The following is a 26,101-nucleotide window of genomic DNA, read 5'->3' on the forward strand; positions in this document are numbered from 1 at the left end:
TTTCGATAAAAAAAAAGCTACCTTTTTAGGGTAGCTTTTTTAATTATCCCTTTATAATTCTCTCTTGTCGGTTGATAGATTCTTGATGGATAGCTTTGAACAGGTGTGTTACGAATTCTTCACTGAGTCCGCGTTGTTGTCCTTCCAAAATCATTTTTCCTAAAAGGGCATACCAACGTGAATTTTGAAGTACAGCAACGTTCTTCTCCTTTTTAAGTTTTCCAATATTATCTGAAGCGGTCATTCTCTTTTTTAGTAAATCAAGAAGTTGGTCGTCTAAAAGATCAATTTTTGAACGCAATTCGCTAAGCTGACTTTGGTAATCTTCTTCCGAGGTGGTTTGTTTACGAATTCGCAAATCTTTCATTATCTGAACTAAAGTTTCGGGGGTAACTTGCTGAGCAGCATCGCTCCACGCTTGGTCGGGCGAAATATGCGTTTCAATCATTAAGCCGTCAAAATTTAGGTCGAGAGCGGTTTGCGAAACGTCAAAAATCATATCACGTTTGCCCGTAATGTGTGAAGGGTCGCAGATGAGCGGTAATTCTGGAAATTTATTTTGAAGTTCGATAACTAACTGCCATTCAGGAATATTTCGGTATTTTGTCTTTTCATAAGTAGAAAAACCACGATGAATGACGCCCAGATTTTTGATTCCCGCTCGTTGCAGACGCTCCAAAGCTCCAATCCAAAGTGGCAAATCAGGGTTTACAGGATTTTTTACCAAAACGATTTTATCGGTATTTTTCAACTCGTCGGCAATTTCCTGAATGATAAACGGACTTACAGTAGAACGAGCTCCAATCCAAAGCATATCAATGTCGTGTTCCAACGCTAATTTTACGTGGTCTTTGTTGGCGACTTCGGTGGCAACTTTCATTCCTGTTTCTTCTTTTACGCGTTGTAACCACTTCAAACCCAAAGCTCCCACACCTTCAAACATTCCTGGACGTGTACGAGGTTTCCAAATTCCTGCTCGAAAATAATTCACATCGGTATCTTTCAGTTGATGAGCAATTTTCAATACTTGTTCTTCGGTTTCGGCACTGCAAGGACCTGCAATCACCAGAGGATGTGATAATTGCAAATCAGTTAACCATTTTTTATTTTCTGTTGTTATTTCCATAGGTTTCAAATGTATTGTTGTTTTTGAATATTTATTTTATAATTTGAAATTCAGTTATTTATGAGTAGAGTAAAAGAAAAATCTATTTTAAAATTTTCTTGATATAATTGATTTCTTTGATTGTTTTTCGGATTTTTTTGTCTTCTTGGTTTTGAATAAGCGTTCTGAATTCTTCTAAATTTTTGATGTATTCATCAAGGGATTTTAGTACGTTCTCTCTGTTTTCCAGAAAGATAGGGCACCACATTGCGGCATCGCTCTTGGCTAATCTTACGGTGGAGGCAAATCCTGTACTTGCCAAATCGAAAATGTTTTGTTCGTCTTTTTCTATTTCCAGAACGGTTTTTCCGAGCATAAACGAACTCACGTGTGATAGATGCGACACGTAAGCCGTGTGGCGGTCGTGGGCTTCGGGCGATAGTATTTTGATTCGCATATTCAGCTTTTGAGCGAACTCTATTGCCTTTTCTACCAGATGCTTATCGCTTTTTTCTGTCTCACAAAAAACCATTACTTTGTGGTCAAACAGATTGTAAATTGCTGCCTCTGGACCTGAAAATTCCGTTCCTGCCATTGGGTGACTTGCTACAAAATTTTTTCTGTTTGGGTGATTTTCAATAGATTTGCAAATACTTCCTTTCACTGACCCCATATCCATAATCACCGTCTGTTCTCCTGCGTAATCGAGGGCTTTTTGTAATACTTTGGGGATAATATCTACTGGCACGGCCACAATTGCCATATCCGCATTTGTGATATGATTGTAATCGACTATTTTATCTATGATGTTCAAAGCCAATGCTTTTTGTGCATTTTCGGCATTGGCATCAATTCCCCAAATTTGGTATCCACAACGTTTGCGAAGCTCAAGAGCCATTGACCCTCCGATAAGTCCTAAACCGATAATGACTGCTGTTTTCATATTTTGTAAATGGGTTGATTTTTCTATTTAGAATGAATTATATCAATGCATTTTTATAAATTCCTAAAACTTTAAAATCCTCTGCCATAATGGATAATAATTTCTCTGCTTTTTCAAAATCTTCATAATTTTCAAATACAATATCCACAAAAAAGGCGTATTTCCAAGGAGTTTCAATCACAGGAAGTGACTGAATTTTAGTCATATTGATTCGGCAATCACTGATTACATTCAGAACAGTGGCGAGGCTTCCGCGTTTGTGGTGCACTTGAAATTTTAAAGAGGCTTTATTAACCTGATTTCGGTCTATTTTTTCCTCTTTTGTGGTCAGTATTACAAAGCGAGTGGCATTGATTTTCATCGTTTGGATACTATGGCGAATAATCTCCAAATTGTACAATTCTGCTGCTGATTTTGAGCCGATTGCACCAATTCCTAAAAGTTGTTTTTGATGAATACGTTGGGCAGTACTTGCCGTATCGGTATCTTCAACCAATTTGATATGTGGGTAATTTTCAAAGAATTGTTTACATTGTAGTAGAGCCATCGGGTGAGAGTGAACTTCTTTAAGGTCGTTGAGGTCTTGTCCTGAAATAGCCATCAAATTTTGCTGAATGTCAATGTAATGCTCTCCAACAATATTGAGTTTCAATCGGTCAATGAGAGCATAATTAGGCAAAATGGAACCTGCTATGCTATTTTCGATAGCCATTACCCCCAAATCGGCTTCATTCTTAAGCAAACTTTGGGCTACTTTGTCAAAGGAGTTGCATTCAATAATCGTAATTTGATTGCCGAAATATTCCTGAGCTGCCTGATAATGAAACGACCCTTTTATTCCTTGAATTGCTATTTTTTGTTGCATATCTTAATTGATGATATCAAAACATAAAAAAAAGCCCCGCTATTACCCGAGACTTTTCTTGAATTATTAAACCTTAAATCTTTAAACAACATACTTAAAAAAACCTCGCTCTTATTTTTTGAAATAAAAGTAATAGTAAAAGAAACCGAAGTATGTATTAAGTACGTCCATGCTATGAAAAAATCAATACAAATATAGTAAACCGTATGTAAAAAACAAATAATTTAATGTTTTTTTTTGATTTTATTCTTTAATACTGACAATACTATCTACTACATAACGTGAATTTCCCCGCCAAGGAAGTACACCGTGGTATTCTTTGTAGTGCAAATCGAATTTTTTACCGCTATTAGCTTTTAGCTGACTAAAAATAGCTTCATTTTCAATTGAAAATTCAAATTCGTGACTAGTAATTACCCCCGTGGAACCACGTCCGAACCCTTCTTGAATGAGTTTTCCTTCATAAGTTTTGAAAACATTACCCTTATGAACGGCATAGTTCAAATATCCAGATTTTACGCCTTCACCAAAAACGAAATAGTAATTGTAATAAATGTATCCGCCCAATGCAGCGATCAATACAAATATCCCTATAATGATTCCTTTTTTCATAGTCTTCTTTTTTAGGAATTACTCAATGATTCCACCACAACTTACACGTCCGCCAGCGTTTCCTGTAGGTTGTGTTACAAAATCATCAGTTGCTGCGTGAATAATAACTGCTTTACCTAAAATGTTTTTTGTGTCGTCATCACAGCCAATGCACCACAAATCGGTTTCGAATTCTAAATGTGCATTTCCGTTTTCGTCAGCGGTTAAATTTCCAATATCACCTCGATGAAACCCTTCTGGAGCTCCCCATTTTCCGTGATTTTCAAAGGTAGGATTCCAATGCCCACCGGTAGAGGTTCCGTCGGCAGAGGAGCAATCTGCCTTTTCGTGTAAGTGAATGGCGTGTTCGCCTGCGGTTAACCCCGAAACGTGAACGGTTAGCATCACTTTGTCGCCTTTTTGTGTGAATACGGCTGTTCCTGATACATTTGAGTCACTTTTTGGAGTCAAAGCTACGGTAAGGGTTTTTTCTGTAGCCATTTTTTGGCTATCCGAAATCATTTCAGCATTATTGGGTTGCTTTTTGGTTTGTTTGCAACCTAATGCCATAAAAACGAGTCCTAATACTAAAAATCTTTTCATAGAAATTATGTTTTTTTAATTGATTTCCCAAAAGTATAAAAAAATAAACAAAAGGGCTTTGAATTTGGGTGATTTTTTGAATTTTAGTGCAAAAGTTGTCTAACAATCGGAAAGATTGACTGCAACTGCCAATCCGCCTTCTGAGGTTTCTTTATACTTGGAATGCATATCTTTGGCTGTTTCCCACATAGTATTGATAACTTTGTCAAGGGGTACTTTAGCGTTTTTAGGGTCGGTTTCGACTGCCAATTCGGCTGCATTTATGGCTTTTATTGCGCCCATAGCATTACGTTCAATGCAGGGCACTTGTACCAGTCCGCCAATCGGGTCGCAGGTAAGTCCTAGATGATGTTCCATTGCAATTTCGGCAGCGATAAGTACTTGTTCGGGTGAGCCGCCCATTAGCTCACATAATCCGGCAGCTGCCATAGCTGATGAAACTCCAATTTCAGCCTGACATCCGCCCATAGCGGCAGAAATGGTAGCCCCTTTCTTAAACAAACTGCCTATTTCACCAGCAACTAAAAGGAATTGTTTGATTTGCTTTTCATTAGCGTTATGGTTTTCAATGGTCAGATAATACATCAGCACGGCAGGAATTACTCCTGCACTGCCATTGGTCGGAGCAGTAACAACCCTGCCTAAAGAAGCATTTACTTCGTTGACTGCCAGTGAAAAACAACTCACCCATTTGAGGATTTGTCGGAATTTTACTTCCGTTTTTTTGATGGATTCAATCCATTCTTTTGGGTTTTGATAAGTAACTACCCCGATGAGATTTTTGTGTATGTCGTATGCCCGTCGGCGAACATTTAATCCGCCAGGGAGTACGCCCTCAGTATGACAACCAATGTACATACACTCAAGCATTGTTTCCCAAATGCGTAATAATTCGTGGTGTATTTCCGATTCGTTGCGTAACGATTTTTCGTTTTCCAATACAATTTCCGATATTTTCTTTTGTTGCGAACGGCAATATTCCAATAACTCCGTAGCTTTTTCAATAGGGAAGGGAAAATGTGATTTTTGCTGATGTAAAACCTCCTGTGAAGAATCGTCTTCTTTTATGATAAATCCGCCCCCGATGGAATAAAAAGTGGAATGATATTCAAAATCGTTTCCAAAAGCAGTAAAAGCAATTCCGTTAGCGTGGAAAGGTAAAAAATTTCGATTGAAAACAATATCCGTTTCGGGGTCAAAAGCAATAATACGCTCGTTACCCAAATAAATTTCCTTATTGTTATGAATTGCAGCAATGGTAACATTAAGGCTTTCAATAGGTACGTACTCGGGGTCGGCTCCGCTTAGCCCGAGCATCACAGCCAAATCGGTTGCGTGTCCCTTCCCTGTTAAGGAAAGTGAACCAAACAAATCTACTTTTAGGATTTGGGTTTTTGTAAAGTATTGTTTCTCTCTTAACTCTCTTAAAAAGGCTTCGGCAGCTCGCCACGGTCCTAATGTGTGCGAACTGGAAGGTCCTACTCCGATTTTTAGCATATCAAATACGCTGATACATTGCCCCATTGCTGTAATTTTAAATCTTTTTTAACGAATCACAAATATAGAAAAAATGCTTTTAAAATGCGTAAGTTCAAGAATATTCATTTTTGGTTTTATTCTTAATGACTTTAATTTACTGATGGTGATAAGGTTCTCCTCGTAAAATGGTAAATCCGCGATAGAGTTGTTCAATGAAAAACGGACGAATCATTTGGTGTGAAAAGGTCATTTTAGAGAGCGAAATTTGAGCATTAGCCCTTGCGTACACGTCTTGCGAAAATCCGTAAGGACCACCAATGACGAAGGTTAGCTGTTTGGTTCCCGTATTCATCTTTTTTTGGAGGAAATCAGCAAAACCCACCGAAGAAAATTCTTTTCCACGTTCGTCTAGAAGAATTAAATCGTGTTGATTTTCAATTTGTTTTAAGATTAACTCACCTTCTTTAATTTTCTGCTGGGTTTCCGATAGCGTTTTACTATTTTTAATGTCGGATATGATTTGAAAATCAAAATTGATGTAATAAGAAAGTCGTTTTTGGTAATCATTGATGAGGTCTTGTAATATTTTGTTATCAGTCTTACCAATAGCAATGAGTTTGATATTCATATTTTTAACAATAAAAAAAGGAGTAGCACAAAACTACTCCTTTTTTCTGACATTTTTACTTGACTTTAGAAGAAAAAACGTTCTTTTTCGCCCTTTTCATTAAGCAATTCTAACGAATTTCGCTGATTAGAGGAAAGTTGAGAAAGTATGTTTTTAAGTTCATCAACATCTTTAAATGTATTTCCGTTTACTGATAAAAGCACTTTTCCTGTCATTTTAACATTATGGAATTCATAAAATTGGGAAGCACCTGTGATTTTTACTCCTTTTTTGGTTTTAAAAGTGGATTTATCTTTATCGGACAGATTTTTAACTTCAAGTCCTAATGAATTTATAATGTAAGTTGCATTTTTTTGCAAAGTAATGTTTACTGTTTTTTCTTTTGCATTACGTTCGAACAATACTTTAAGCACATCTCCAGGACGTTTAGAGGCGATATAACCCGTCAAATCTGAAAATTTATGAATACGTACGTTATCAATTTGCTTAATTACGTCACCTTTTTGTATTCCAGCATTTGCGGCTCCCGAGTCATCTTCAACCGAATCTACATAGAAGCCCTCAGTTTGTTTGATGCCTAATTTTTCAGCACTTTCTGAGTTTAATTCGGTACCTCGAACACCCAGAACCCCTTTTTGAACGTTTCCGTACTCAATAAGGTCTTCCACTACTTTTTTGGCAATGTTACTAGGTACAGCAAAAGAATATCCTACGTAAGAACCTGTGGTAGAGGTTATTGCAGTGTTTATTCCGATAAGGTCGCCCTTCAAATTTACTAAAGCACCTCCGCTATTTCCTTGATTTACAGCAGCATCTGTTTGAATAAAAGATTCGACTTTATCAGAAATGTTTTGGCTGATATTTCGGGCTTTAGCACTTATAATTCCAGCAGTTACTGTTGAATTTAGGTTAAAAGGATTTCCTACAGCAAGTACCCACTCACCGATTTGAGTATTGTCCGAATCGGCAAAGGTTAAAAAAGGAAGTTGCTCCTCTGTGTCAATTTTCAATAAAGCAATATCCGAAGAAACATCGGTTCCTATTAACTTTGCGGGGTACGACTTGTTGTTATTTAGGGTAACTTCTAAACTTGTGGAGTTTGCAATTACGTGATTATTAGTAACAATATAGCCGTCAGGAGTGATAATAACTCCAGAGCCTGTGCCTATTTGTGTTTGCTTTCCGCTTCCTCCGTACATCAAATCTAAAAGAGACATTGGACCTTTTGATGTGGATACATTTTTAACGTGTACCACACTATTAACAGTTTTGTTAGCTGCTTCAACAAAACTATTTTCGCTAAATTCAAACGTAGCAGCTGTTTTGGAGAAGTTTGTACTTACCAATTGCGGTTGCTGATTTGAATTTTCGATGGAGTGTATTTCTTTTTTTTCAAGAAATAATTTGTATCCTCCTAATGTTAGTATTCCTCCTAAAACGGCAGTGAATACACTTGCTACATATTTCTTCATATTTCTTTAAAAAATTACAAGTTAAACTTATTTTAATTCGGAATTTTCTGCATCAAAATATAAGCCAAAGATGAATTTGTCACGATATTTTAACAGAAAAATAAGTTTAGTTAAATGAATTGTACGCCTTTTGATTTCCAAGTTTTGACATATTCAGCATACGTTTGCACAGAAATAGAGCGTATAGCGGCTTGTAGTAAACGAACTTCATATCCTAACGAAAGTGCGTCATTTACACTGTATGCAACACAAAAATCACCAGCTAAACCACAAAAAGTGAGTGATTTTATACCTTTTTCTTGTAAATAGCCGTGTAGTCCTGTACTATTTTTTCGATTGTTATCAAAAAAAGCGCTGTAGCTGTCAATTTCTAAATTTGTACCCTTACGGAAGATAGCCTCTATTTTTTCAGTCTGCAATTGCGGATGCAAATCGGCACCAGAAGTTCCTTGTACGCAATGATTAGGCCAAAGTACCTGTTTTATTCCGTGTAAATCAATGATATCGAATACCTTTTTGTCTTTATGATTTGAGGCAAAACTCTTGTGACTTAAAGGATGCCAATCTTGTGTAGCTACCACCAAATCATAGTCAGATTGTATAGCGTCATTAACAAAAGGAATAATTTCATCGCCTTGGCTAACAGCTAAAGCTCCTCCTGGCATAAAATCATTCTGAATATCAATTAAAATTAGTGCTTTCATAAAACGTTTTTTATTCAAAGCCAAAGATAGTAAAAATGTTAAAACATCACAGAAATGCTTTTCAATAAGATATTTTTTTGTTTTAAAAGAAGGGTAATCATATGTTTTTTGTTATAAATTTAAGCATCACAGCGAAAAAACATACCTAAAAGTATTTTTTTGAAATTATTTTGCATTGAAGTATGTTTAATTTGCTATTTTTGCAGTCTTTTAAAAGTAGTAAGAATAAAATGATTGTAAGGAAAAGATTTTTGTTAACATTTTTTTTGTTTTTTGTTAATTTTTTTGTTTTTGCTCAAGTAGCTAAAAAAAGTGGAGTACAAAAGAATGAACTCTCAAAAAAGGATTCTACACAAACCCAAAAAGAAAAGGCATATCAAGATTTGTTAAACAAAGCTTCGGTAAGTAAAGGAATGTTCAACGTGATACGTAAAGGCAATGACTATTACTTTGAAATTCCCAATGCGTTGCTCGACAGGGAATTTATGATTGTCAATAAAATATCGCAAGTTCCGATGCAACTCAACGAAGCAGGGATAAACAAAGGAATGAATTTTGAGAACAAAATCATTGTTTTTGAGAAAGATACTTTATCAAAAAAACTCTGGGTAAAGACACACGAACCGATGATTTCTTCTCCGAAGGAAGACGCTATTACACAATCAGTTCAAGATAATTTTGGTCTTTCGGTTTTGGAGTTTTTTGATATTCATACCTATAATACTGATTCTACAGCAGTTGTGGTTAAGGTGAATAAAGTCTTCGACGGAAAAGAAAAAAGTTTTAATGATGTGCTAACTCATACAGGATTAGGAGGAGCCGTCAAATCAAGCCTTTCTTTTATCCGCTCAATGAAAAGTTTTCCTGAAAATATTGTGGTACGTGCCGACCTTAGTACATCGGTAAACGAAGGAGGTGGTAATGTGCCTATTACAATAGGTGTTACCAGCAACTTGGTACTATTACCCAAAGAGCCAATGAAACCTCGTTTTGAAGACGAACGCGTAGGGTATTTCACTCAAAAACGTTGGTTTTTCAACGACGAACAACACGCTTTGGAAAAAAGAAAAATTGTAACTCGTTGGCGTATAGAACCTCATCTGCATCAAATAGATAATTATCTTAGAGGCGAATTGGTAGAACCTCAAAAACCTATTGTTTTTTATATAGACCCCGCTACCCCAAAAAAATGGCGAAAATACATCATACAAGGGGTGAACGATTGGAACAAAGCCTTTGAAAGAGCTGGGTTCAAAAATGCGATTATGGCAAAAGAAGTCGACAAAAACGATACGAATTTTGATATCGACGATGTGCGTTATTCTAGTATAACTTATGTTGCCTCCCCCAAAGCTAATGCTATGGGACCTTCGGTGGTTGACCCTCGCAGTGGCGAAATTATAGAATCAGATGTTATTTGGTGGCATAACGTTATGGCTATTTTGCATAATTGGATGCGTGTACAAACGGGAGCTTCTAACCCCAAAGTACGTAGCAATCAGTTTGATGATGAGCAAATGGGAGAATCTATCCGATTTGTATCTTCTCACGAAATAGGGCATACTCTTGGGCTGAAACACAATATGGGCGCCTCGTATGCCTATGCCGTGGACTCGCTCCGCTCGGCTTCTTTCATCAAGAAAAACGGAATTTCTACCTCAATAATGGATTATGCTCGGTACAATTACGTAGCCCAACCGCAGGACAATGTACCAGCCCTCAATCCCGAAATAGGAGAATACGACAAGTATGCTATTGAGTGGGGGTATCGGTGGTTTCCTGATGAAGAAAAAGCCTACGCTACCCTTCGCAAATTCGTTGATGAGCATTGCCAAAATCCGCTATACTTCTACGGAGAACAACAAAATTCTCAAAATGTAATAGACCCTCGTTCGCAATCGGAGGACTTAGGAGACAATTCAGTAAAAGCAAGTGAATACGGACTCAAAAACTTGCAATTTGTGCTAAATCACCTATTGGAATGGACCGCCCAAGAGAACCAAAATTATTACAAAACTGGAAAACTTTATACGGAAATCATCAACCAATGGCAATTGTATAACCGACACGTTTTGAGTAATATAGGAGGGATGTATCTAAACAATATGGTTTTTGCAGATGGGCAAAAAAATTATCAAGCTGTACCTTATCACTTGCAGAAACAAGCCGTAGATTACTTGAACAAAAACGTTTTTAGCATTCCGCAATGGCTTTTCTTCAACAAAGAAATATTAGAAAAAACCTATCCGATAAAAGATACCCCGATAGGCAATTATGAGACTTCGGCTTATGCTTTAGCTCGTGAATATCAGTATGCTATACTATACGAAGTCTTTGATGATGAGCGTCTGTTACGATTGATGGAGGCTGAATGGGTAACCTCTGAACAGGAGAAAACATATTCGGTTGAGGAACTTTTTGCGGATGTCCGAAATCACATTTTTGCCAAAACTCGAAAAAGGAAATCACTTTCGGTTTTGGAAAGAATGACACAAAAGAACTACGTTGATGGGCTTATCATTTCTATTCAAAAACTATTTGAAAAAACTAGTAAAAAAACACTAATTGAACCCGAAAATAACGCACATCGGTGTGGGCATAGTTGCAATGATACTCACCTGAATGCAATCAATTTCAGTTCAATGAAAAGAGTTTCAGAAGTGACCTCCCTTAAAAGACAAGAGCTGAGAACCATTCTCAAAATGATCAAAGGGAAAGGAGGAGATAAATCTACCAAAGCTCATTATCAAGATCTTATCATACGCATTGAACAAGAATTAGGAAAATAATTTTAATAAAGTCAATCATAAATAATAATGAAATTTATTCAACATTTTATTTGTACCATCGTTCTTTTTGCAGGTGTAGCCTATGGACAAAACGAACGTATCATTACTGGGAATGTAACTTCATCTTCCGATAAGATGCCTTTGCCAGGAGCCTCTGTATTTATCCCTTCGAAGGTCGTTACAAGCGAAACGGCAGTAAAAGGAATTCTGGAAAGTGTGGGAATTGGTGTAGTTGCCGATTTTGATGGAAACTTTACCATTTCGGTACCCCAAGGAACCAAACAATTGGCAGTAAGTTTTATTGGGTTTGAAACTAAAATCATTACCCTATCCGAAGCAAAAAATCATTATAACATTGCTTTGGAAGAAGAAACCAATGCCTTGCAAGAAGTCGTAGTTACGGGATATCAGAAAATTGAAAAACGCAAACTCACTTCGGCAGTAGTAAAGGTTGATAGCAAAGACATTATACAAGCCGGAGTGGCTAGTATTGATCAACTTCTGCAAGGGCAAGTTGCAGGTATGGTAACCACCGTAGGAAGCGGTGCCCCTGGCGAACTTGCCAAAATACGTATCCGTGGCACAGCTTCACTTAGTGGCTCACAAGACCCTCTTTGGGTGGTTGACGGACTTCCTCTGGAAGGAAACGAAGCCCCAGACCTTACCAAAGGTAACATTGACGAACTCAAAAATTACTCCATAGCAGGGATAAATCCTGATGATATTCAAGATATTACTATTCTCAAAGATGCTGCCGCTACTGCCATTTACGGAGCAAGGGCTGCCAATGGCGTAATTGTGGTAACAACTAAAAAGGGTAAAAAGGGAAATATGAAAATCAATATTTCGGCAAATACCTTTGTGACACAACGCCCTGATTTTGATAAATTAAACTTGATGAACGCTAACGAAAAAGTAGATTTTGAACTCTACTTAGCTTCTCGAAAAGATTTAACTTATCGTAACGATAAAGGAGCGATTGCACGTATTTTGAAACAAGATAACGCTTACGATACGTACCAAAATCAAGGATTTTCTGCTCTTCCTACGCAAACCCAACAAGCAATAAACGCTTTGCGTGATGGCAATGCTCATTGGGACAAATTATTATATCGAAATGCGTTCAATAAACAATATACGGCAAGTATTTCGGGAGGAAATGACCAAAATGATTATTACTTCTCTTTGGGATATTACGATGAGGAAGGAACCACCACAGGAACAGGATTTCAGCGGTACAATTTGTCGCTGAACAATACGTTCCGTATTACGGATAAATTCAAAATCGGTACTTCAGTATTAGCATCGCAAACCGACAAGGAATCGTATTTGTCAGATACAGACCGCTTTACCAATCCGTCGAACTACTCACGTGATGTCAATCCGTATTTCTTTCCTTATGACGAAAAAGGACACTTTGCCTTTGATAAAGATATTCAGGGATATAGCGACCGTTACGTGCCTTTCAACTTGCTTCAAGAGCGACAAAATACAGCTTATACATTGAAAAACTTGTCGCTAAAAGCCATCTTAGATTTGGAGTACAAAATATGGAATAACCTTACTTTTGTTTCTCAATTCGGATTGCAAAGAGACCAAGATAAAACTGAAAAATTTGCCAATAAGGAAACCTATTTTACTCGAAAATACAGAGAATCATCACGTTACTATGATTCAAGTACACGAACCTATAAATACTTCTTACCCGAGGGCGGAATTATCCAGAACTGGAACACTGATTTCTTCCAATACAATTGGAAAAACACGCTTCAATATGCGTTGATTTTTAATAACTTACACGAGATAGATTTGCTTGTAGGGTCAGAACTTCGTTATAACCAAGTAATTGGAGTTCATACCAAAGGGTTCGGGTTTAATGAAAAAAATCTAACCACACAAGGCATTGTTTTCAACAATAGCGACAATGCTAATAGCTCTCTATATCGTACTTATTTGAAAAACGATAACGAGAATGCTTTTGTATCATTCTATGCAACAGGCTCTTATACGTACAATCGCAAGTACACCATATTTGGTAGTTTACGTTCCGATGGCTCGAACCTCTTTGGAGTTGACCCTAAGTATCGTTACTTGCCACTATGGTCGTTATCAGGCTCTTGGTTAGTTTCGGAAGAAAGTTTTCTTAAAGACAATACCTTTGTTCCGTACTTGCGTTTGAGAGCCTCTTACGGATTTCAAGGAAATATCGATAAAAATACTTCGCCTTTTGTAGTTGGGAACTACCAAAATCACGCCTTTTTGCCTGGGTACAACCAAAGTACTATCAATGTAACTTCTCCGCCGAATAATAAACTCCGTTGGGAAAAAACCGAAAATTACAACGTTGGTTTCGATGCCGGATTTTTCAACAATCGTATCCGTTTGGCGGGTGATTGGTATCAAAGAAAAAGTACTGACCTGATTGGATTACGAGCGCTTCCACTTGAAAATGGATTTAACTCAACTAACGTCAATTGGGCACAAGTAAGCAATAAAGGATACGAGATATCGTTATCTACTCAAAATATAAAAACCGATAATTTCGATTGGAAGACAACTATTAGTTTCTCTCACAATAAAAGCCACGTGGATAGAATACAAGTGAAAGAAAACGACAGAATGCCTTCACGGGAAGGATTACCAGTAAATGCTATTTTTGCGCTAAAAACCAACGGATTAGACGCTAACGGATTGCCTCAATTTATTGACAAAGAAGGCAAATCAACCTCCATTATTGAGCATTTCAAATTGTACGATCCTTGGGAGTTGTTCCTACCTGGTGAGATGACAGAGAGTAAACTCACTCCCAAAGAAATACGTGAATTATATACCTTTATGGGAGATCGAGACCCCAAATTCAGCGGAGGAATTATCAATACATTCCGTTACGGAAATATTGACTTGACCATAAATGCTAACTTCAATCTGGAACAAACTATGGTACGTACAGCGCCTTATAATCCAGCACAAATTGATAGAGGGTTAAATTATTCTAGAGATGTTTTGAACGCTTGGACGTCTGACGATCAGCAAACCCATATGCCTCGCATTATCGGTCAGAGTACCTTGACAGGTGATGACTGGATGGCCTATAAGTGGCTCTCTGGTAGTGATGCTACCTACGGAATGAATACCATCGCTTCGTTGGATACTTGGGTCAAACAAATGAATTATTTGCGTATTTCGAGTATCCGATTAGGATATACACTTCCGCAAGAATTCAGCAAAAGAATTGGTTTTGATAATTTCCGTTTGAGTATTGAGGGTCGTAATTTAATGGTACTCAGCACCGATTATTCAGGATTCTTCGACCCGGAAACTTATGGTAATATTTATGCACAACCATTGGCAAAATCGCTTACCGTTGGGCTTAATCTTTCATTTTAAAAAAATAAAACTATGAAACGTATATTTTTTATAATAGCTTTGTCAGTTACAGCGATAAGTTGTGACAAATTTTTGGATATCGAACCCAAAGGAAAAGTCATTCCGCAGTCTACGGAAGAATTTCGCCAATTACTCAATTCGGGATACCGTTCCGTACCCACCTATAAGTCAGACGTTGCCTTTCGTACTGATGAGCTGAAAGCCAATGAGAATAGTGATGATTTCGCTCAATACAAGAACATTTATATTTGGGAAGATGTAATTACTGATTTGCAAACTAAAACGTTCCCTTACGAGGCTTTTTACCAATCCATTTTTTATACCAACGAAACCCTTATTTCGGGAGCAAAACGAATGCCAGAATCCTCTCAAAAACAACAAATTCTTGCTGAGGCCTATGCTCTAAGAGCCTATAATCATTTCAATTTGGTAAACCTATACGCTAAGCCCTATAATAAAAATACAGCAAGTACGGATAATGGAGTACCTTTGGCTTTGACGGTAGATTTGGAGAAAGAATTTCCCAAAGCCTCTGTGGAGAAGGTTTATGAACAAATTTTGTCGGATATTGCTCATTCTGAACAATTGATGCAGGTAGACCAGCAGGAAAAAGGATTGAACTATCGCTTTTCGAAAGCATCATTGTACGCTTTTGCTTCGAGAGTGTATCTTTATATGGGAGCATATGAAAAATCAATTGCATTTGCTGACAAAAGTCTTGCTATTAATGATGCTATTATTGATTTGAACCAAAAACAACAGATGCCCTCTGCCTTTGATGGCGAAGAATCTTTGTTGGCTTTAGAAAACCCCTTTACCAATCAATTACAAAACGCTTCTTTTGTAGCTGATGAATTTGTAGATTTGTACGATACTAATAAAGACTGGCGTTTTGCCCTATACTTTTCCGAAAATTCGGGAAAACATTTGGTACAAAAAGCAGGAAGGGATCAATACAAATGCTCATTTCGTACGGCAGAGCAATACCTAAACAAAGCAGAGGCTTTAGCTATTTTAGGAGATGAAAATAAGGCTCGGCAAACATTGTTGATTTTGCTTAAAAAACGTTACAAAACAGCTGATTTTCCAACCATTGAAGCTCAAATACAAGCACTCACTTCAACCGATTTGATTGCAGAAATACGCAACGAACGTGCCAGAGAGTTGGCTTTTGAAGGACACCGATGGTTCGATTTGCGCCGTGCTAACCAAAAAGAAATAATTCATACCTTCCAAGGAAAAACATATACTTTGAAAGCCAATGACCCGCGCTATACATTGCCTTTTCCAAAAGAAGCTATTGAGAATAATCCTAAGCTATAGCTTAATTGTATCTACTGAGAGATTTCTTATCTTTTAGGATATTTCATAATACAAGAAGTATAATTCAAAACGCCCTTGTTGTAAATCAAACAAGGGCGCTTTTTTATAAATTTTTATTCTATCGCAGTTTCGGATATTTATTAGGATTAACTTCGTGCATAATGGCGTACACTTTTTCAAAAATATCCTCAGCATTGGGCTTTGAGAAATAATCACCGTCAGAGGCATAAGCAGGGCGATGGTCTTTTGCTGAAAGCGTTTGCGGAGCACTATCTAAAAATTGATATGCGTTTTGTTCTTCTAGAATCTTTTGTAAGATGTAGGCAGAGGCACCTCCAGGCACATCTTCGTCAATGACTAATAGGCGGTTGGTTTTTGCAATACTTTTTACAATATCGTGATTCAAATCGAACGGAATCAGTGATTGTACATCAATAACTTCTGCTTCAATGCCAAATTCGCTTAATTCTTCAGCCACTTGGTTTACAATACGGAGCGTTGAGCCATACGAAACCAACGTAATGTCATTACCTTCTCGTAAGGTTTCAATCACTCCAACCGGAGTTTTAAATTCGCCCAAATTCACGGGTAATTTTTCTTTTAAGCGATAGCCGTTTAAGCACTCTACTACCAAAGCGGGTTGTTCGCATTCCATAAGGGTATTATAGAAACCAGCGGCTTGAGTCATATTACGAGGTACTAAAATGTGTACACCTCTGAGTAAATGCAACAAGGCCCCCATATGCGAACCTGCGTGCCAGATACCTTCTAAACGATGTCCTCGTGTACGTACGATAAGCGGAGCGACTTGTCTGCCAAAAGTACGATAGTGTAGCGTGGCGAGGTCATCACTCATAATTTGAGTACAATACAAGATATAATCTAGATATTGAATTTCAGCAATAGGACGTAATCCTCTCATTGCCATACCAATACCTTGTCCGATAATAGTAGCCTCACGGATACCAGCATCAGCTACGCGCAATTCACCGTATTTTTTTTGTAATCCTTCCAGACCTTGATTTACATCGCCAATATTTCCTGCATCTTCCCCAAAGATAAGCAAATTAGGGTATTTATTCAGTAAGAAGTCGAAATTTTCGCGCAGTACGATGCGTCCGTCCACCCATTGGTCATTTTCCTCATATTGAGGTTTGATTTCTTGCACGAGCTCTGGGCGTTTGTCATTCTCCAAATACAAGTAGCTACTATATTTGAATTGTGTTTCTTCAAGGTATTTATTAAGCCAATTGCGTAGTAAAATCACCGCAGGGATATTTTCTCTGCTTATAAATCGTAACGCTTTACGGGCAGCTCCCGCTATATCTTTTCGTGAAGGCGTTATTTCTGCCATCAATTTACTTTTTATCTCACTGATTTTAGTTTGATTTGAAGAGGACTGATGTGCGGCATTATCTAAAATATCACAGAGTTGTGTTCTTTCATTCAAAATGGGACTAAGGTATGCTTCCCAAGCTCGTTTTTTCCCTTCTCTGACTGCTTTTTTAGCTTCGCTCTCTAAGGTCTCTAATTGTTCAGGAGTAGCAAAATGTTGCTCTAAAATCCATTCTCGCATTTTGGCATTACAATCGTACTCTTTTTCCCACTGCAAACGCTCGGCACTTTTGTACCTTTCGTGAGAACCTGAGGTGGAGTGTCCTTGAGGTTGGGTAAGCTCCTTTACGTGAATAAGTACGGGTACGTGTTGGGTACGAGCGATGTTACCTGCTTTTTCATATACTTGAATTAGAGCAGGGTAGTCCCAACCATTTACGGTAAAAATTTCGTATCCCTTACTATTTTCGTCTCGTTGAAATCCTTTTAGAATTTCAGAAATATTCTCTTTGGTGGTTTGATATTTTGCAGGGACGGAAATGCCGTACTCATCGTCCCAAACAGAAATAACCATAGGGATTTGCATTACTCCTGCGGCGTTGAATGCTTCGAAGAAATGCCCCTCGCTGGTACTGGCGTTACCGATGGTTCCCCAAGCGACTTCATTTCCGTTATCGGAAAATCCTTCTTTTTGTGTTTCAGGAACTTCCCGATATATTTTAGAGGCTTGTGCAAGTCCCAACAAACGAGGCATTTGCCCTGCTGTGGGCGAAATATCACTGCTACTATTCTTTTGCTTGAGTAGATTTTTCCAATTTCCGTGTTGGTCTAAACTGTGAGTAGCAAAATGCCCCCCCATTTGCCGACCAGCGCTGGTGGGGTCCGCCTCCAAATCAGTATGTGCATACAGCCCAGCAAAGAAATTTTCAATGGTAAAAGCACCGATAGCCATCATAAAGGTTTGGTCGCGATAGTAACCGCTACGAAAATCACCATTTTGAAAAGCTCTTGCCATAGCCAATTGAGGTACTTCCTTTCCGTCGCCAAAAATGCCGAACTTGGCTTTTCCAGTTAGCACTTCCCGACGCCCCAAAAGACTACATTCCCGACTGATAAGTGCCGTTTTATAATCTTCCAGAACATTTTTTTTAAATTCTTCAAAAGATAAATCCTTCAAAATATCGTCTTCTTGCTTCATCATAAAAAATCTCAAAATATAGTTTCCAAAGATAGAAAAAAAAAACATCTTACCAATCAACTTCCTTTGTAAACAATAAAAAAATTATCTTTGCCTCTAGAATTATCTTTTTGTTTTTAGAAAGCTATGATGACCACCGATTTTGTTATTAACGATAAGGAATATATTGATTTTGAAGATATTCATTTATCTGAATTCAATAAAGAAACGCTGATACAACTCGTTAAAGAGCATAAGTATATAGAGTACTTGGAAAAATATAATCTACACGTAGACAATAAAATATTACTTCACGGGGCTTCTGGATGTGGCAAGACCACCACCGCTAAAGCACTCGCAAAAAAATTAGATAGACCTATTTATATTTTGAATTTGAGTAATATTGTTCATTCGCGCATTGGTGAAACTTCCAAAAATATCAAAGCTGTTTTTGATAAAGCGCAACGGGAAAAAGCCGTACTTTTTCTGGACGAATTTGACCAAATAGGCAAAAGCCGTACCGATGACGAACGTGATGTAGGGGAAATGCGCCGATTAGTTAATACCATCATACAGCTTTTTGATTATTTTCCCAAGCAAAGTTTACTGATTTGCGCCACCAATCATATTGATTTTATTGATTTTGCCTTACTTAGGCGTTTTCAACTCAAACTGAAATTTGAAATGCCTACACCCCATCAATTAGATATTTATTATGACCAAATTCTTACTCCCTTTCCTGAAAAATACAGAAAAGTAGCCCGTAAATATGATGTTTCTTATGCAGAGGTAAAAGACTATGTGCATACTCAAGTGAAAAGGCAAATTATAGATGATTTAGAAAAAGGTATTTTATAATAGAAAAAAAATCGTTACATTTACCCTTTAATTTTAAAAACTTATACATTTTTAGCACTTAAAAAGAAAAATCACTAATTTATAACTCCGACAAAAATGAAAAAGTTATTAAGCATTATTTTTACATTGTTTGTTGTTTTTTCCAACGCTCAAATTCACGACCCTGTGTCTTGGCAAACCAAAGTTGAGAAAACTGCCGAAAATGAATTTTCACTTATTGTAACAGCTCAAATAGAGCGTGGTTGGCGTTTGTATGCGCAAAATATTCCACCTAATGGTCCGGTACCTACTACTTTTGAATTTGAAAAATCACCTGATTATCAGCTTGTAGGTAAGGTTTCTGAGGAAAAAGTAATGACCAAGTTTGACAATGTGTTCAATATGGAAATTGGTTATTTTTCCGAAAAAGCGGTTTTTACACAAAAGATTAAAACGTCTCAACCTATAAAAAATATCAAAGGAACCGTTGAGTTTATGGTGTGTGATGATTCTACTTGTTTACCCCCCGATACTATTGATTTGGTTTTTGCATTCGATGAATTTTTTGCAGGAAGTCAAAATGCTCAAAACGATTTGGCACAAATAACAGGTGATACCTCACAAAACACTTCGTCAGAGGCTCATAAAGAAACTGATAAAAAAACCATTGAAACCCCATCAGTTTCTGAAAGTAATTCTGATTTGGCAAAAAAAGGACTTTGGGCGATATTTTTCATTTCATTTCTCTCAGGATTTGCCGCACTTTTAACTCCTTGCGTATTCCCGATGATTCCTATGACCGTAAGTTACTTTACCAAACAAAGTAAATCAAAAGCACAAGGAATAAAAAATGCCGTATTTTATGGAGTTTCTATCATTGTGATTTACGTGCTTTTGGGTACGGGAGTTACTGCTATTTTCGGTGCTGATGCACTGAATGCTTTAGCAAGTAATGTGTGGTTTAATCTGATTTTCTTTATACTATTGGTGTTTTTTGCGGCTTCGTTTTTGGGAGCTTTTGAACTTACTTTGCCAAGTTCTTGGAGTACAAAGGTAGATGCTCAAGCCAATCGAAGCGGACTGGTAGGTATCTTTTTTATGGCTTTAGCATTAGCCATCGTTTCTTTTTCGTGTACTGGACCTATTGTGGGTACGCTACTTGTTGAAGCGGCTTCTCGCGGAGGAATAGCTCCTATTATCGGAATGTTTGGTTTTTCATTAGCCATTGCTTTGCCTTTTGCTCTTTTTGCAGCTTTCCCAGGTTGGCTCAATTCTTTACCAAAATCGGGCGGTTGGCTCAATACCGTAAAAGTGGTATTAGGATTTTTGGAGTTAGCATTGGCGTTTAAATTTCTTTCACAAGCAGATTTAGTACTTCAACTTCATTTTCTTGAACGAGAAGTATTTATAGCTATTTGGATTGCCGTTTTCGGAACTTTAGCACTTTATTTGTTTGGAAAAATTCGATTACCTCACGATTCACCCATTCAACATATTTCGGTAGGGCGGTTAAGTTTAGGTTTGCTTTCACTTACCTTTACCATTTATATGATTCCAGGGCTTTGGGGAGCACCACTTAACCTAATTAGTGCCTTCCCACCGCCACAACATTATAGTGAGTCGCCTTACGGAGTCGGATATACCAAAATGGGAGGCGGCGTAAGCGCAATCGATGAAGCCAATTTGCCTGAAGGGGCGTCACTTTTAGAGCCAAATAACATTCTACATTTTGTAGATTATCAACAAGGACTTGATTATGCTAAAAAGGTAAATAAACCTGTACTCATTGATTTTACTGGCTGGGCTTGTGTGAATTGTCGTAAAATGGAACAGAATGTTTGGCCTAAACCTCAGATTTTAGAAATTTTGAAAAACGAAGTGGTTTTTATTTCACTTTATGTTGATGATAAGCGTCCGTTACCTGCCGATCAAGTAACTGAATCAAAGGTACGTCCAGGACGTAAAATTAAATACATCGGTCAGAAATGGAGTGAATTTCAGACCTTGCGTTACAAAGCAAATTCACAGCCTTTTTATGTGCTTATGAATCACGATGAAAGCAATCTGATCACTCCAATAGGTTATACCCCTGATGCTGATGAATTCTTACAATGGCTCAAAGCAGGGGTAGGAAATTTTAATAAGAAATAGTCTTTATTTTAAAGGAACTTATATAATATTCAAAAACACGGCTTTTTAGCCGTGTTTTTGAATACTAGAAGAATCATTCTAAGTGTGATAGTCTCGTTTAAATGATGAAAAGGTGGTAGTGTTTAAAAAGTCTGAAGAATATTTAGTGTTAGGCTTCTACTTGATTTAGTCTAACAAAAACATATTTTTTATACATCGTACTTTTAAATTGGTACCGAAAATTCTTAATATATGATTAAAAGTTAATCTATTACTTAATAATTATTGTGTTGTGAAATTGAGAATATGAAGAAAAACTTATTTCGTCCAATAATCGTGACCGAAATGTCGGGTTAGGTATAAGATTACTTTTTTAGCTATAACCAATTGTTCTTGCATTTGTTTTAAGAATAAACTTCGTTCTTCCCAAGCCCAAGTACCATTGATGTATCCTGAATCATCTACATCGAAAGCAATTTTCTGTCTTACAGATAAAAGTTTTTCGTTGAAGTCACTGAAGGTAGGTGAAAATAAAAATCCTTGAGTGGATTCGTAAAAAAATAATTTTCCTTTAATTTGACTGATTTCAAAGTGCCAAACTTGGTTGGTGTCGTAAAACACAAAACCATCGCTGCTGTGATAAACAGCATCTTTCATTTTCTCAATGCTATCTAGTTTATCGTACCAGAAAAAGTCAAAAACGACATCGTCCAAATAATTTATACAGGGGCGAATCCACATTTTTGGTAAGGATTCACCCGAGTTTTTAATCATTAAAAACAGACTCTCGTAGTAAGCTACCAATTCTGAAAGGTTGGTGATACAATCCTCTACGGCTACCCAAGTAAAATCACTATCGCCCTCGTGTTTTGCATACGAAGGTTGATACAAACCTCCGATGCTGTTTTTCATCCCCTTTTTGAGAAGAAAACCAATCTTAAAACTTAACAAATTGTGTGAGTGTCTCATAATGGGTAACCTTAAAATTCCGACCTCAAGGTCTTAAACATTCCTGCAAAGTTAACAAAAGCCATACAGTTGTAAAAATAAATGAACGTTAATTTACAGAAAATATATTTTAAAGAGATATAAAAACTCATTTTTTGAATCTTTCCGAAGCCCTATTGAGCGTCGGAAAGATTTTTTAACTGTTTATTTTTGGTCGTATAGCGTTTTGATAATACCATCTGAAAGCCCAATTTTTGGAACGTGAATGCGTTTGGCTTTACTCCATTTCATAGCATTGAGGTAGATGCTCAATGCGTGAGTGATAACGTCTGCACGGTCAGGATTGTAACCTAAATCATACACACGTTGTTCATACGAAAACGTAGATAAGTATTTAGCGTGATTGCGTAAAAATTTGTAAGTGAGAGGTTGATCTTTTTTTCTCCCTGAATCTTTAAAGATGCGATTGATGTTTCCTCCTGAACCGATAGCTTCTAATTTATCGTGTTTTGAGGTGTTTTCTTTTATCCAAGCTTCAACTTCTTTCCAAGTTTTATTACTTACTTTATTGTCTAATAAACGTACCGTACCAATAGGGAAGGAGCGTGAGGCAATTACTTGCCCTTTTGAGAAAACGGTAAACTCGGTGCTTCCGCCACCAACGTCGATGTAAAGATAGTCTTTATCGTCTTTAATCATTGCCTTTAAGTCGGTTGAAGCAATAATAGCTGCTTCTTCTGCTCCGCCAATGATACGGATTTGTACTCCTGTTTTTTTGCGAATTTCTTGGGCTATTGTCTCACCATTTTTTGCCTCCCGCATTGCCGAGGTAGCACAAGCCATATACTTTTCTACTTTATTGACTTTCATCAATAAATCAAAAGCTTTCATCGAATCGGATAGGCGAGTGGCGTTCTCTGGAGAAATGTTTCCGTCCAGAAAAACATCCGCCCCCAAACGAATGGGTACACGTACCAAACTGCTTTTACTAAATACGGGCTTTTTTCCGTCGATTTCCGTAACGTTGGCTATCAGTAGCCTTACACCATTTGAACCGATGTCGATAGCTCCTAATTTTCGTATTTTCATAGTGTTTTATCCGTTTTTTGCTTCAAATAATATTGATAAGTGGTTAATTGTGAACGATTTTTAGTTTTTTGATTGCGTTTGTAAGCATTGTTTTGTTTTTCAGAAATGATACGTGCCTTTACATTATCTGTCCACCCAATTTCAAAGGTATCCCACAATTCTTGTTGTATGTCTTCATCATAAATAGGGCAACTTACCTCTACACGGTACTCGATGTTTCGGGTCATCCAATCTGCCGAAGAGATATAAAATTTCGGACTGCCTCCGTTGGCAAAAATATACAATCGAGGGTGTTCCAAAAATCGATCCACGATGCTTATAACTTCAATATTTTCGCTCATTCCTTCAATTCCAGGAATTAAACAGCAGATGCCTCGTACAATCATCTGTATTTTCACCCCAGCGCGACTGGCTTCGTAGAGTTTATCAATCATTTTGTAACTGGTCAAACTATTCATTTTTAGCTTCATATAGGCTATTTTACCAGCTTTTGCATTTTTTATCTCGTTATCAATAAGGTGGATAAATGCCGTTTTGGTATAGTGAGGTGAAACGATTAAATGATTATAACGTTGAATTTTATAAGTTGTTTCAAAGAAATTGAATACCTTATTTACTTCTTTTAAAATGTCTTGGTTTGCGGTGAATAAAGTATAATCAGTATAAATACGTGCCGTAGATTCGTTAAAATTTCCTGTGCTTATAAATCCGTAACGTTTGATTTCTTTGCCTTCTTCGCGCTCAATGACACATATTTTGCTATGTACTTTAAGTCCGCGAACGCCAAAAATAACCTTGATGCCTTCGGCTTTGAGTTGTTCGGCATATTTAATATTTGATTCTTCGTCGAATCGAGCTTGGAGTTCAATTTGTACGGTAACTTTTTTCCCGTTTTTAACAGCATTGATTAGTGAGTTGACTACTTGAGAATTTTTAGCCAAACGATAAATGGTTATTTTAACGGATTTTACTTTTGGGTCTAACGCTGCTTCACGCAAGAACCAAATAATATTTGAAAAAGTGTGATAGGGGGTAAACTGTAAATGGTCTTTTTCGGCGATTTTTTGAAGGATGCTTCCTCCGCTACTCAGTCCTGCAACGGGTAGAGGCTGTAAGGGGGCATACATTAGGTCGGTACGTCCCATACCAGGGAAATTCATATAATCGCGCCGATTGTGATAACGCCCACCAGGAATGATGCTATCCGTTTTTTCGATGTGCATTTTATCGAACAAAAATTGCAAAGTATCCTTACCAATGTTTTTATCGTAAACCAAACGCACGGGCTCTCCACGACGACGCCCTTCCACACTTGATGAAATTTTTTCTACGAAACTTTTGCTCAAATCATCATCGATATCCAATTCGGCATCACGCGTGATTTTAATCATATGCGCAGTAATCGACTCATAATGAAAAATATTGAAAATCTTATGTAAACAAAAACGAATGATATCATCAATCATAATGATGTAATGTTTGTTTTCAATTTGAGGCAATTCCACAAAGCGGTCTAACGTGGTAGGTAGCTCAATTAGAGCGTATTGTGTTTTTTCCCTATAGGCTACTGAAGAAAAGAATTGTCGGATGCCAGAGGTTTTTTGTTCGTCTTTTAGCGTCATTTTTACTGCGAGGTAAGCCACGTCGTCTTTAAGCTCAGGAAAGTCCTCCAAGTCGTTGAGAATGATAGTGAATAGAGCAGGGCTTACTTTGTTGTGAAAATAATTTTTCACAAAATCTTCGTGTTCTGCCAATAGGTTCTTTTCATTAACAATGAAAATATTTTCTTTTTCTAATTCTTTAGTAATGGCATTGATAATACGAAGACTTTCTTCTTGTAAACCGATGACTTCTTTGGTGATTTCCTCCAGAAGTTCCTTAGCGTGTGTGCCGAGTTCGCCTTCTGAGGCGCCTTCCAAAGCAATTCGTTTTACGGTAGCGTAACGTACTTTGAAGAATTCATCTAAATTATTGGAAAAAATTCCAGCAAAACGTACCCGTTCCAGCAAGGGGACCGTTTTATCTGCCGCCTCTTGCAGTACACGAGCGTTGAATTTGAGCCAACTTAGCTCTCTGTTGATATATGTATTTTTGTTTGTCTTGGTCATAATGTCAATTCTTTGGGAAAAAATTTTCGTAAAAGTACGCCTTTTTCTAAATCTTTCCAACGGCTTACTGAAAAACGCAGATGCACGTAACCGCAAGTAGGAATATTTTCAAAATAATGATCGGTATGTGTATTTACAAAATAGGTTACAGCGTGGTTATGCCCAAAAATGAGTACATTGTCGTAGGCTTGATCTAAATCTTGCAAAGTTTTGATGAGCATTTCTCCTGAAAAATCATACAAATCCGTTTCTGTTGAAAATGGCAGATGATTCAAATTCAATTCGTTGATGAAAATAGCTGCTGTTTTTTGGGTTCGTATTGAAGGACTTGCAAAAATGGCTTGTGTTTGGAAATGGTCTTTCTTAAGGGTTTGGCTTACCAGAAGTGCGTCATCAATACCGCGTTGGCAAAGGGGGCGACTTATATCGGGCAGTAGCCCAGCCCAATCGGATTTGGCGTGTCTTACCAAATGAATTTCTTTCATAATTTTATCAGATAGTATAAAAAGGAAAAACAAGAAAGCGGTAATTACCTACTGTTTCTTGTTTTTCGTGTCAAGCTTAGCTGAGTTGAAATTTCATAACTGT

At 37.3% G+C, this 26,101-nt stretch carries 19 protein-coding genes; 5 read left to right on the forward strand and 14 right to left on the reverse strand.

Going from position 1 to position 26,101, the window contains the following annotated elements; all coding sequences use genetic code 11:
• Window positions 1-43 precede the first annotated feature (43 nt).
• The 9 genes from CGC47_RS09675 to pncA all read right to left on the reverse strand — a co-directional run bounded on the left by CGC47_RS09675 (window position 44) and on the right by pncA (window position 8,390).
• The gene (locus tag CGC47_RS09675; RefSeq protein WP_095900297.1) at window positions 44-1,126 is read right to left on the reverse strand and encodes a bifunctional 3-deoxy-7-phosphoheptulonate synthase/chorismate mutase type II; all 1,083 of its coding nucleotides are present in this window, start codon (window positions 1,124-1,126) and stop codon (window positions 44-46) included.
• 82 nt (window positions 1,127-1,208) lie between these two features.
• On the reverse strand, window positions 1,209-2,048 hold the full coding sequence (locus CGC47_RS09680) for a prephenate dehydrogenase (RefSeq protein WP_042001442.1): 840 nt from the start codon (window positions 2,046-2,048) through the stop codon (window positions 1,209-1,211).
• A gap of 37 nt (window positions 2,049-2,085) precedes the next feature.
• Entirely contained in the window at window positions 2,086-2,913 is an 828-nt protein-coding gene (locus CGC47_RS09685; RefSeq protein ID WP_042001445.1) for a prephenate dehydratase, read from the reverse strand.
• Window positions 2,914-3,156: 243 nt separating this feature from the next.
• Window positions 3,157-3,525 carry a hypothetical protein gene (locus CGC47_RS09690; protein WP_013996646.1) on the reverse strand — a complete coding sequence of 123 codons (369 nt, stop codon included), beginning with the start codon at window positions 3,523-3,525 and terminating at the stop codon, window positions 3,157-3,159.
• An 18-nt stretch (window positions 3,526-3,543) separates the two neighbouring features.
• Window positions 3,544-4,107, reverse strand: a complete 564-nt coding sequence (locus CGC47_RS09695) for a superoxide dismutase family protein (RefSeq protein ID WP_042001448.1) — start codon at window positions 4,105-4,107, stop codon at window positions 3,544-3,546.
• Window positions 4,108-4,206: 99 nt separating this feature from the next.
• A complete protein-coding gene (locus tag CGC47_RS09700; RefSeq protein WP_042001451.1) occupies window positions 4,207-5,631 on the reverse strand; it encodes an L-serine ammonia-lyase in 1,425 nt (474 codons plus the stop codon).
• 109 nt (window positions 5,632-5,740) lie between these two features.
• Window positions 5,741-6,214, reverse strand: coding sequence for a 23S rRNA (pseudouridine(1915)-N(3))-methyltransferase RlmH (gene rlmH / locus CGC47_RS09705; protein WP_042001454.1), 474 nt, complete (start codon window positions 6,212-6,214; stop codon window positions 5,741-5,743).
• Window positions 6,215-6,279: 65 nt separating this feature from the next.
• Window positions 6,280-7,686, reverse strand: coding sequence for a S1C family serine protease (locus CGC47_RS09710; protein ID WP_042001457.1), 1,407 nt, complete (start codon window positions 7,684-7,686; stop codon window positions 6,280-6,282).
• A gap of 110 nt (window positions 7,687-7,796) precedes the next feature.
• Entirely contained in the window at window positions 7,797-8,390 is a 594-nt protein-coding gene (gene pncA, locus CGC47_RS09715; protein ID WP_041988327.1) for a bifunctional nicotinamidase/pyrazinamidase, read from the reverse strand.
• A gap of 182 nt (window positions 8,391-8,572) precedes the next feature.
• Here pncA and CGC47_RS09720 point away from each other — a divergent pair, with 182 nt between their 5' ends.
• The 3 genes from CGC47_RS09720 to CGC47_RS09730 are packed head-to-tail and all read left to right on the forward strand — an operon-like array spanning window position 8,573 to window position 15,889.
• Complete coding sequence (locus CGC47_RS09720; protein ID WP_082025340.1) at window positions 8,573-11,179, forward strand: zinc-dependent metalloprotease; 2,607 nt, start codon at window positions 8,573-8,575, stop codon at window positions 11,177-11,179.
• A 27-nt stretch (window positions 11,180-11,206) separates the two neighbouring features.
• Window positions 11,207-14,566: a SusC/RagA family TonB-linked outer membrane protein gene (locus CGC47_RS09725; RefSeq protein ID WP_042001462.1), complete on the forward strand. Its 3,360-nt coding sequence runs from the start codon at window positions 11,207-11,209 to the stop codon at window positions 14,564-14,566.
• 12 nt (window positions 14,567-14,578) lie between these two features.
• Window positions 14,579-15,889: a RagB/SusD family nutrient uptake outer membrane protein gene (locus CGC47_RS09730; protein ID WP_042001464.1), complete on the forward strand. Its 1,311-nt coding sequence runs from the start codon at window positions 14,579-14,581 to the stop codon at window positions 15,887-15,889.
• Between the two features lie 118 nt (window positions 15,890-16,007).
• On the opposite strand, the gene CGC47_RS09735 is transcribed toward CGC47_RS09730, so the two are convergent.
• Entirely contained in the window at window positions 16,008-18,422 is a 2,415-nt protein-coding gene (locus CGC47_RS09735) for an alpha-ketoacid dehydrogenase subunit alpha/beta (RefSeq protein WP_095900397.1), read from the reverse strand.
• 126 nt (window positions 18,423-18,548) lie between these two features.
• Between CGC47_RS09735 and CGC47_RS09740 the strand changes: the two genes are divergently transcribed.
• Together CGC47_RS09740 and CGC47_RS09745 are read left to right on the forward strand one after the other, a co-directional pair.
• Window positions 18,549-19,259: an AAA family ATPase gene (locus tag CGC47_RS09740; RefSeq protein WP_041984899.1), complete on the forward strand. Its 711-nt coding sequence runs from the start codon at window positions 18,549-18,551 to the stop codon at window positions 19,257-19,259.
• A gap of 96 nt (window positions 19,260-19,355) precedes the next feature.
• Complete coding sequence (locus CGC47_RS09745; protein ID WP_095900298.1) at window positions 19,356-21,389, forward strand: protein-disulfide reductase DsbD family protein; 2,034 nt, start codon at window positions 19,356-19,358, stop codon at window positions 21,387-21,389.
• Window positions 21,390-21,686: 297 nt separating this feature from the next.
• Here CGC47_RS09745 and CGC47_RS09750 read toward each other — a convergent pair whose 3' ends face one another.
• The 4 genes from CGC47_RS09750 to CGC47_RS09765 all read right to left on the reverse strand — a co-directional run bounded on the left by CGC47_RS09750 (window position 21,687) and on the right by CGC47_RS09765 (window position 25,998).
• Window positions 21,687-22,280 (reverse strand): hypothetical protein, encoded by a 594-nt coding sequence (locus CGC47_RS09750; protein WP_013996674.1) that lies wholly within the window; start codon window positions 22,278-22,280, stop codon window positions 21,687-21,689.
• Window positions 22,281-22,520: 240 nt separating this feature from the next.
• On the reverse strand, window positions 22,521-23,405 hold the full coding sequence (locus CGC47_RS09755; protein WP_095900299.1) for a Ppx/GppA phosphatase family protein: 885 nt from the start codon (window positions 23,403-23,405) through the stop codon (window positions 22,521-22,523).
• Entirely contained in the window at window positions 23,402-25,513 is a 2,112-nt protein-coding gene (gene ppk1 / locus CGC47_RS09760; protein ID WP_042001467.1) for a polyphosphate kinase 1, read from the reverse strand. Before ppk1 ends, CGC47_RS09755 begins: the two co-directional genes overlap by 4 nt.
• Window positions 25,510-25,998, reverse strand: a complete 489-nt coding sequence (locus tag CGC47_RS09765; RefSeq protein ID WP_013996677.1) for a SixA phosphatase family protein — start codon at window positions 25,996-25,998, stop codon at window positions 25,510-25,512. Before CGC47_RS09765 ends, ppk1 begins: the two co-directional genes overlap by 4 nt.
• Window positions 25,999-26,101 lie beyond the last annotated feature (103 nt).

It is taken from the genome of Capnocytophaga canimorsus (genome assembly GCF_002302565.1).
GTDB lineage: Bacteria > Bacteroidota > Bacteroidia > Flavobacteriales > Flavobacteriaceae > Capnocytophaga > Capnocytophaga canimorsus.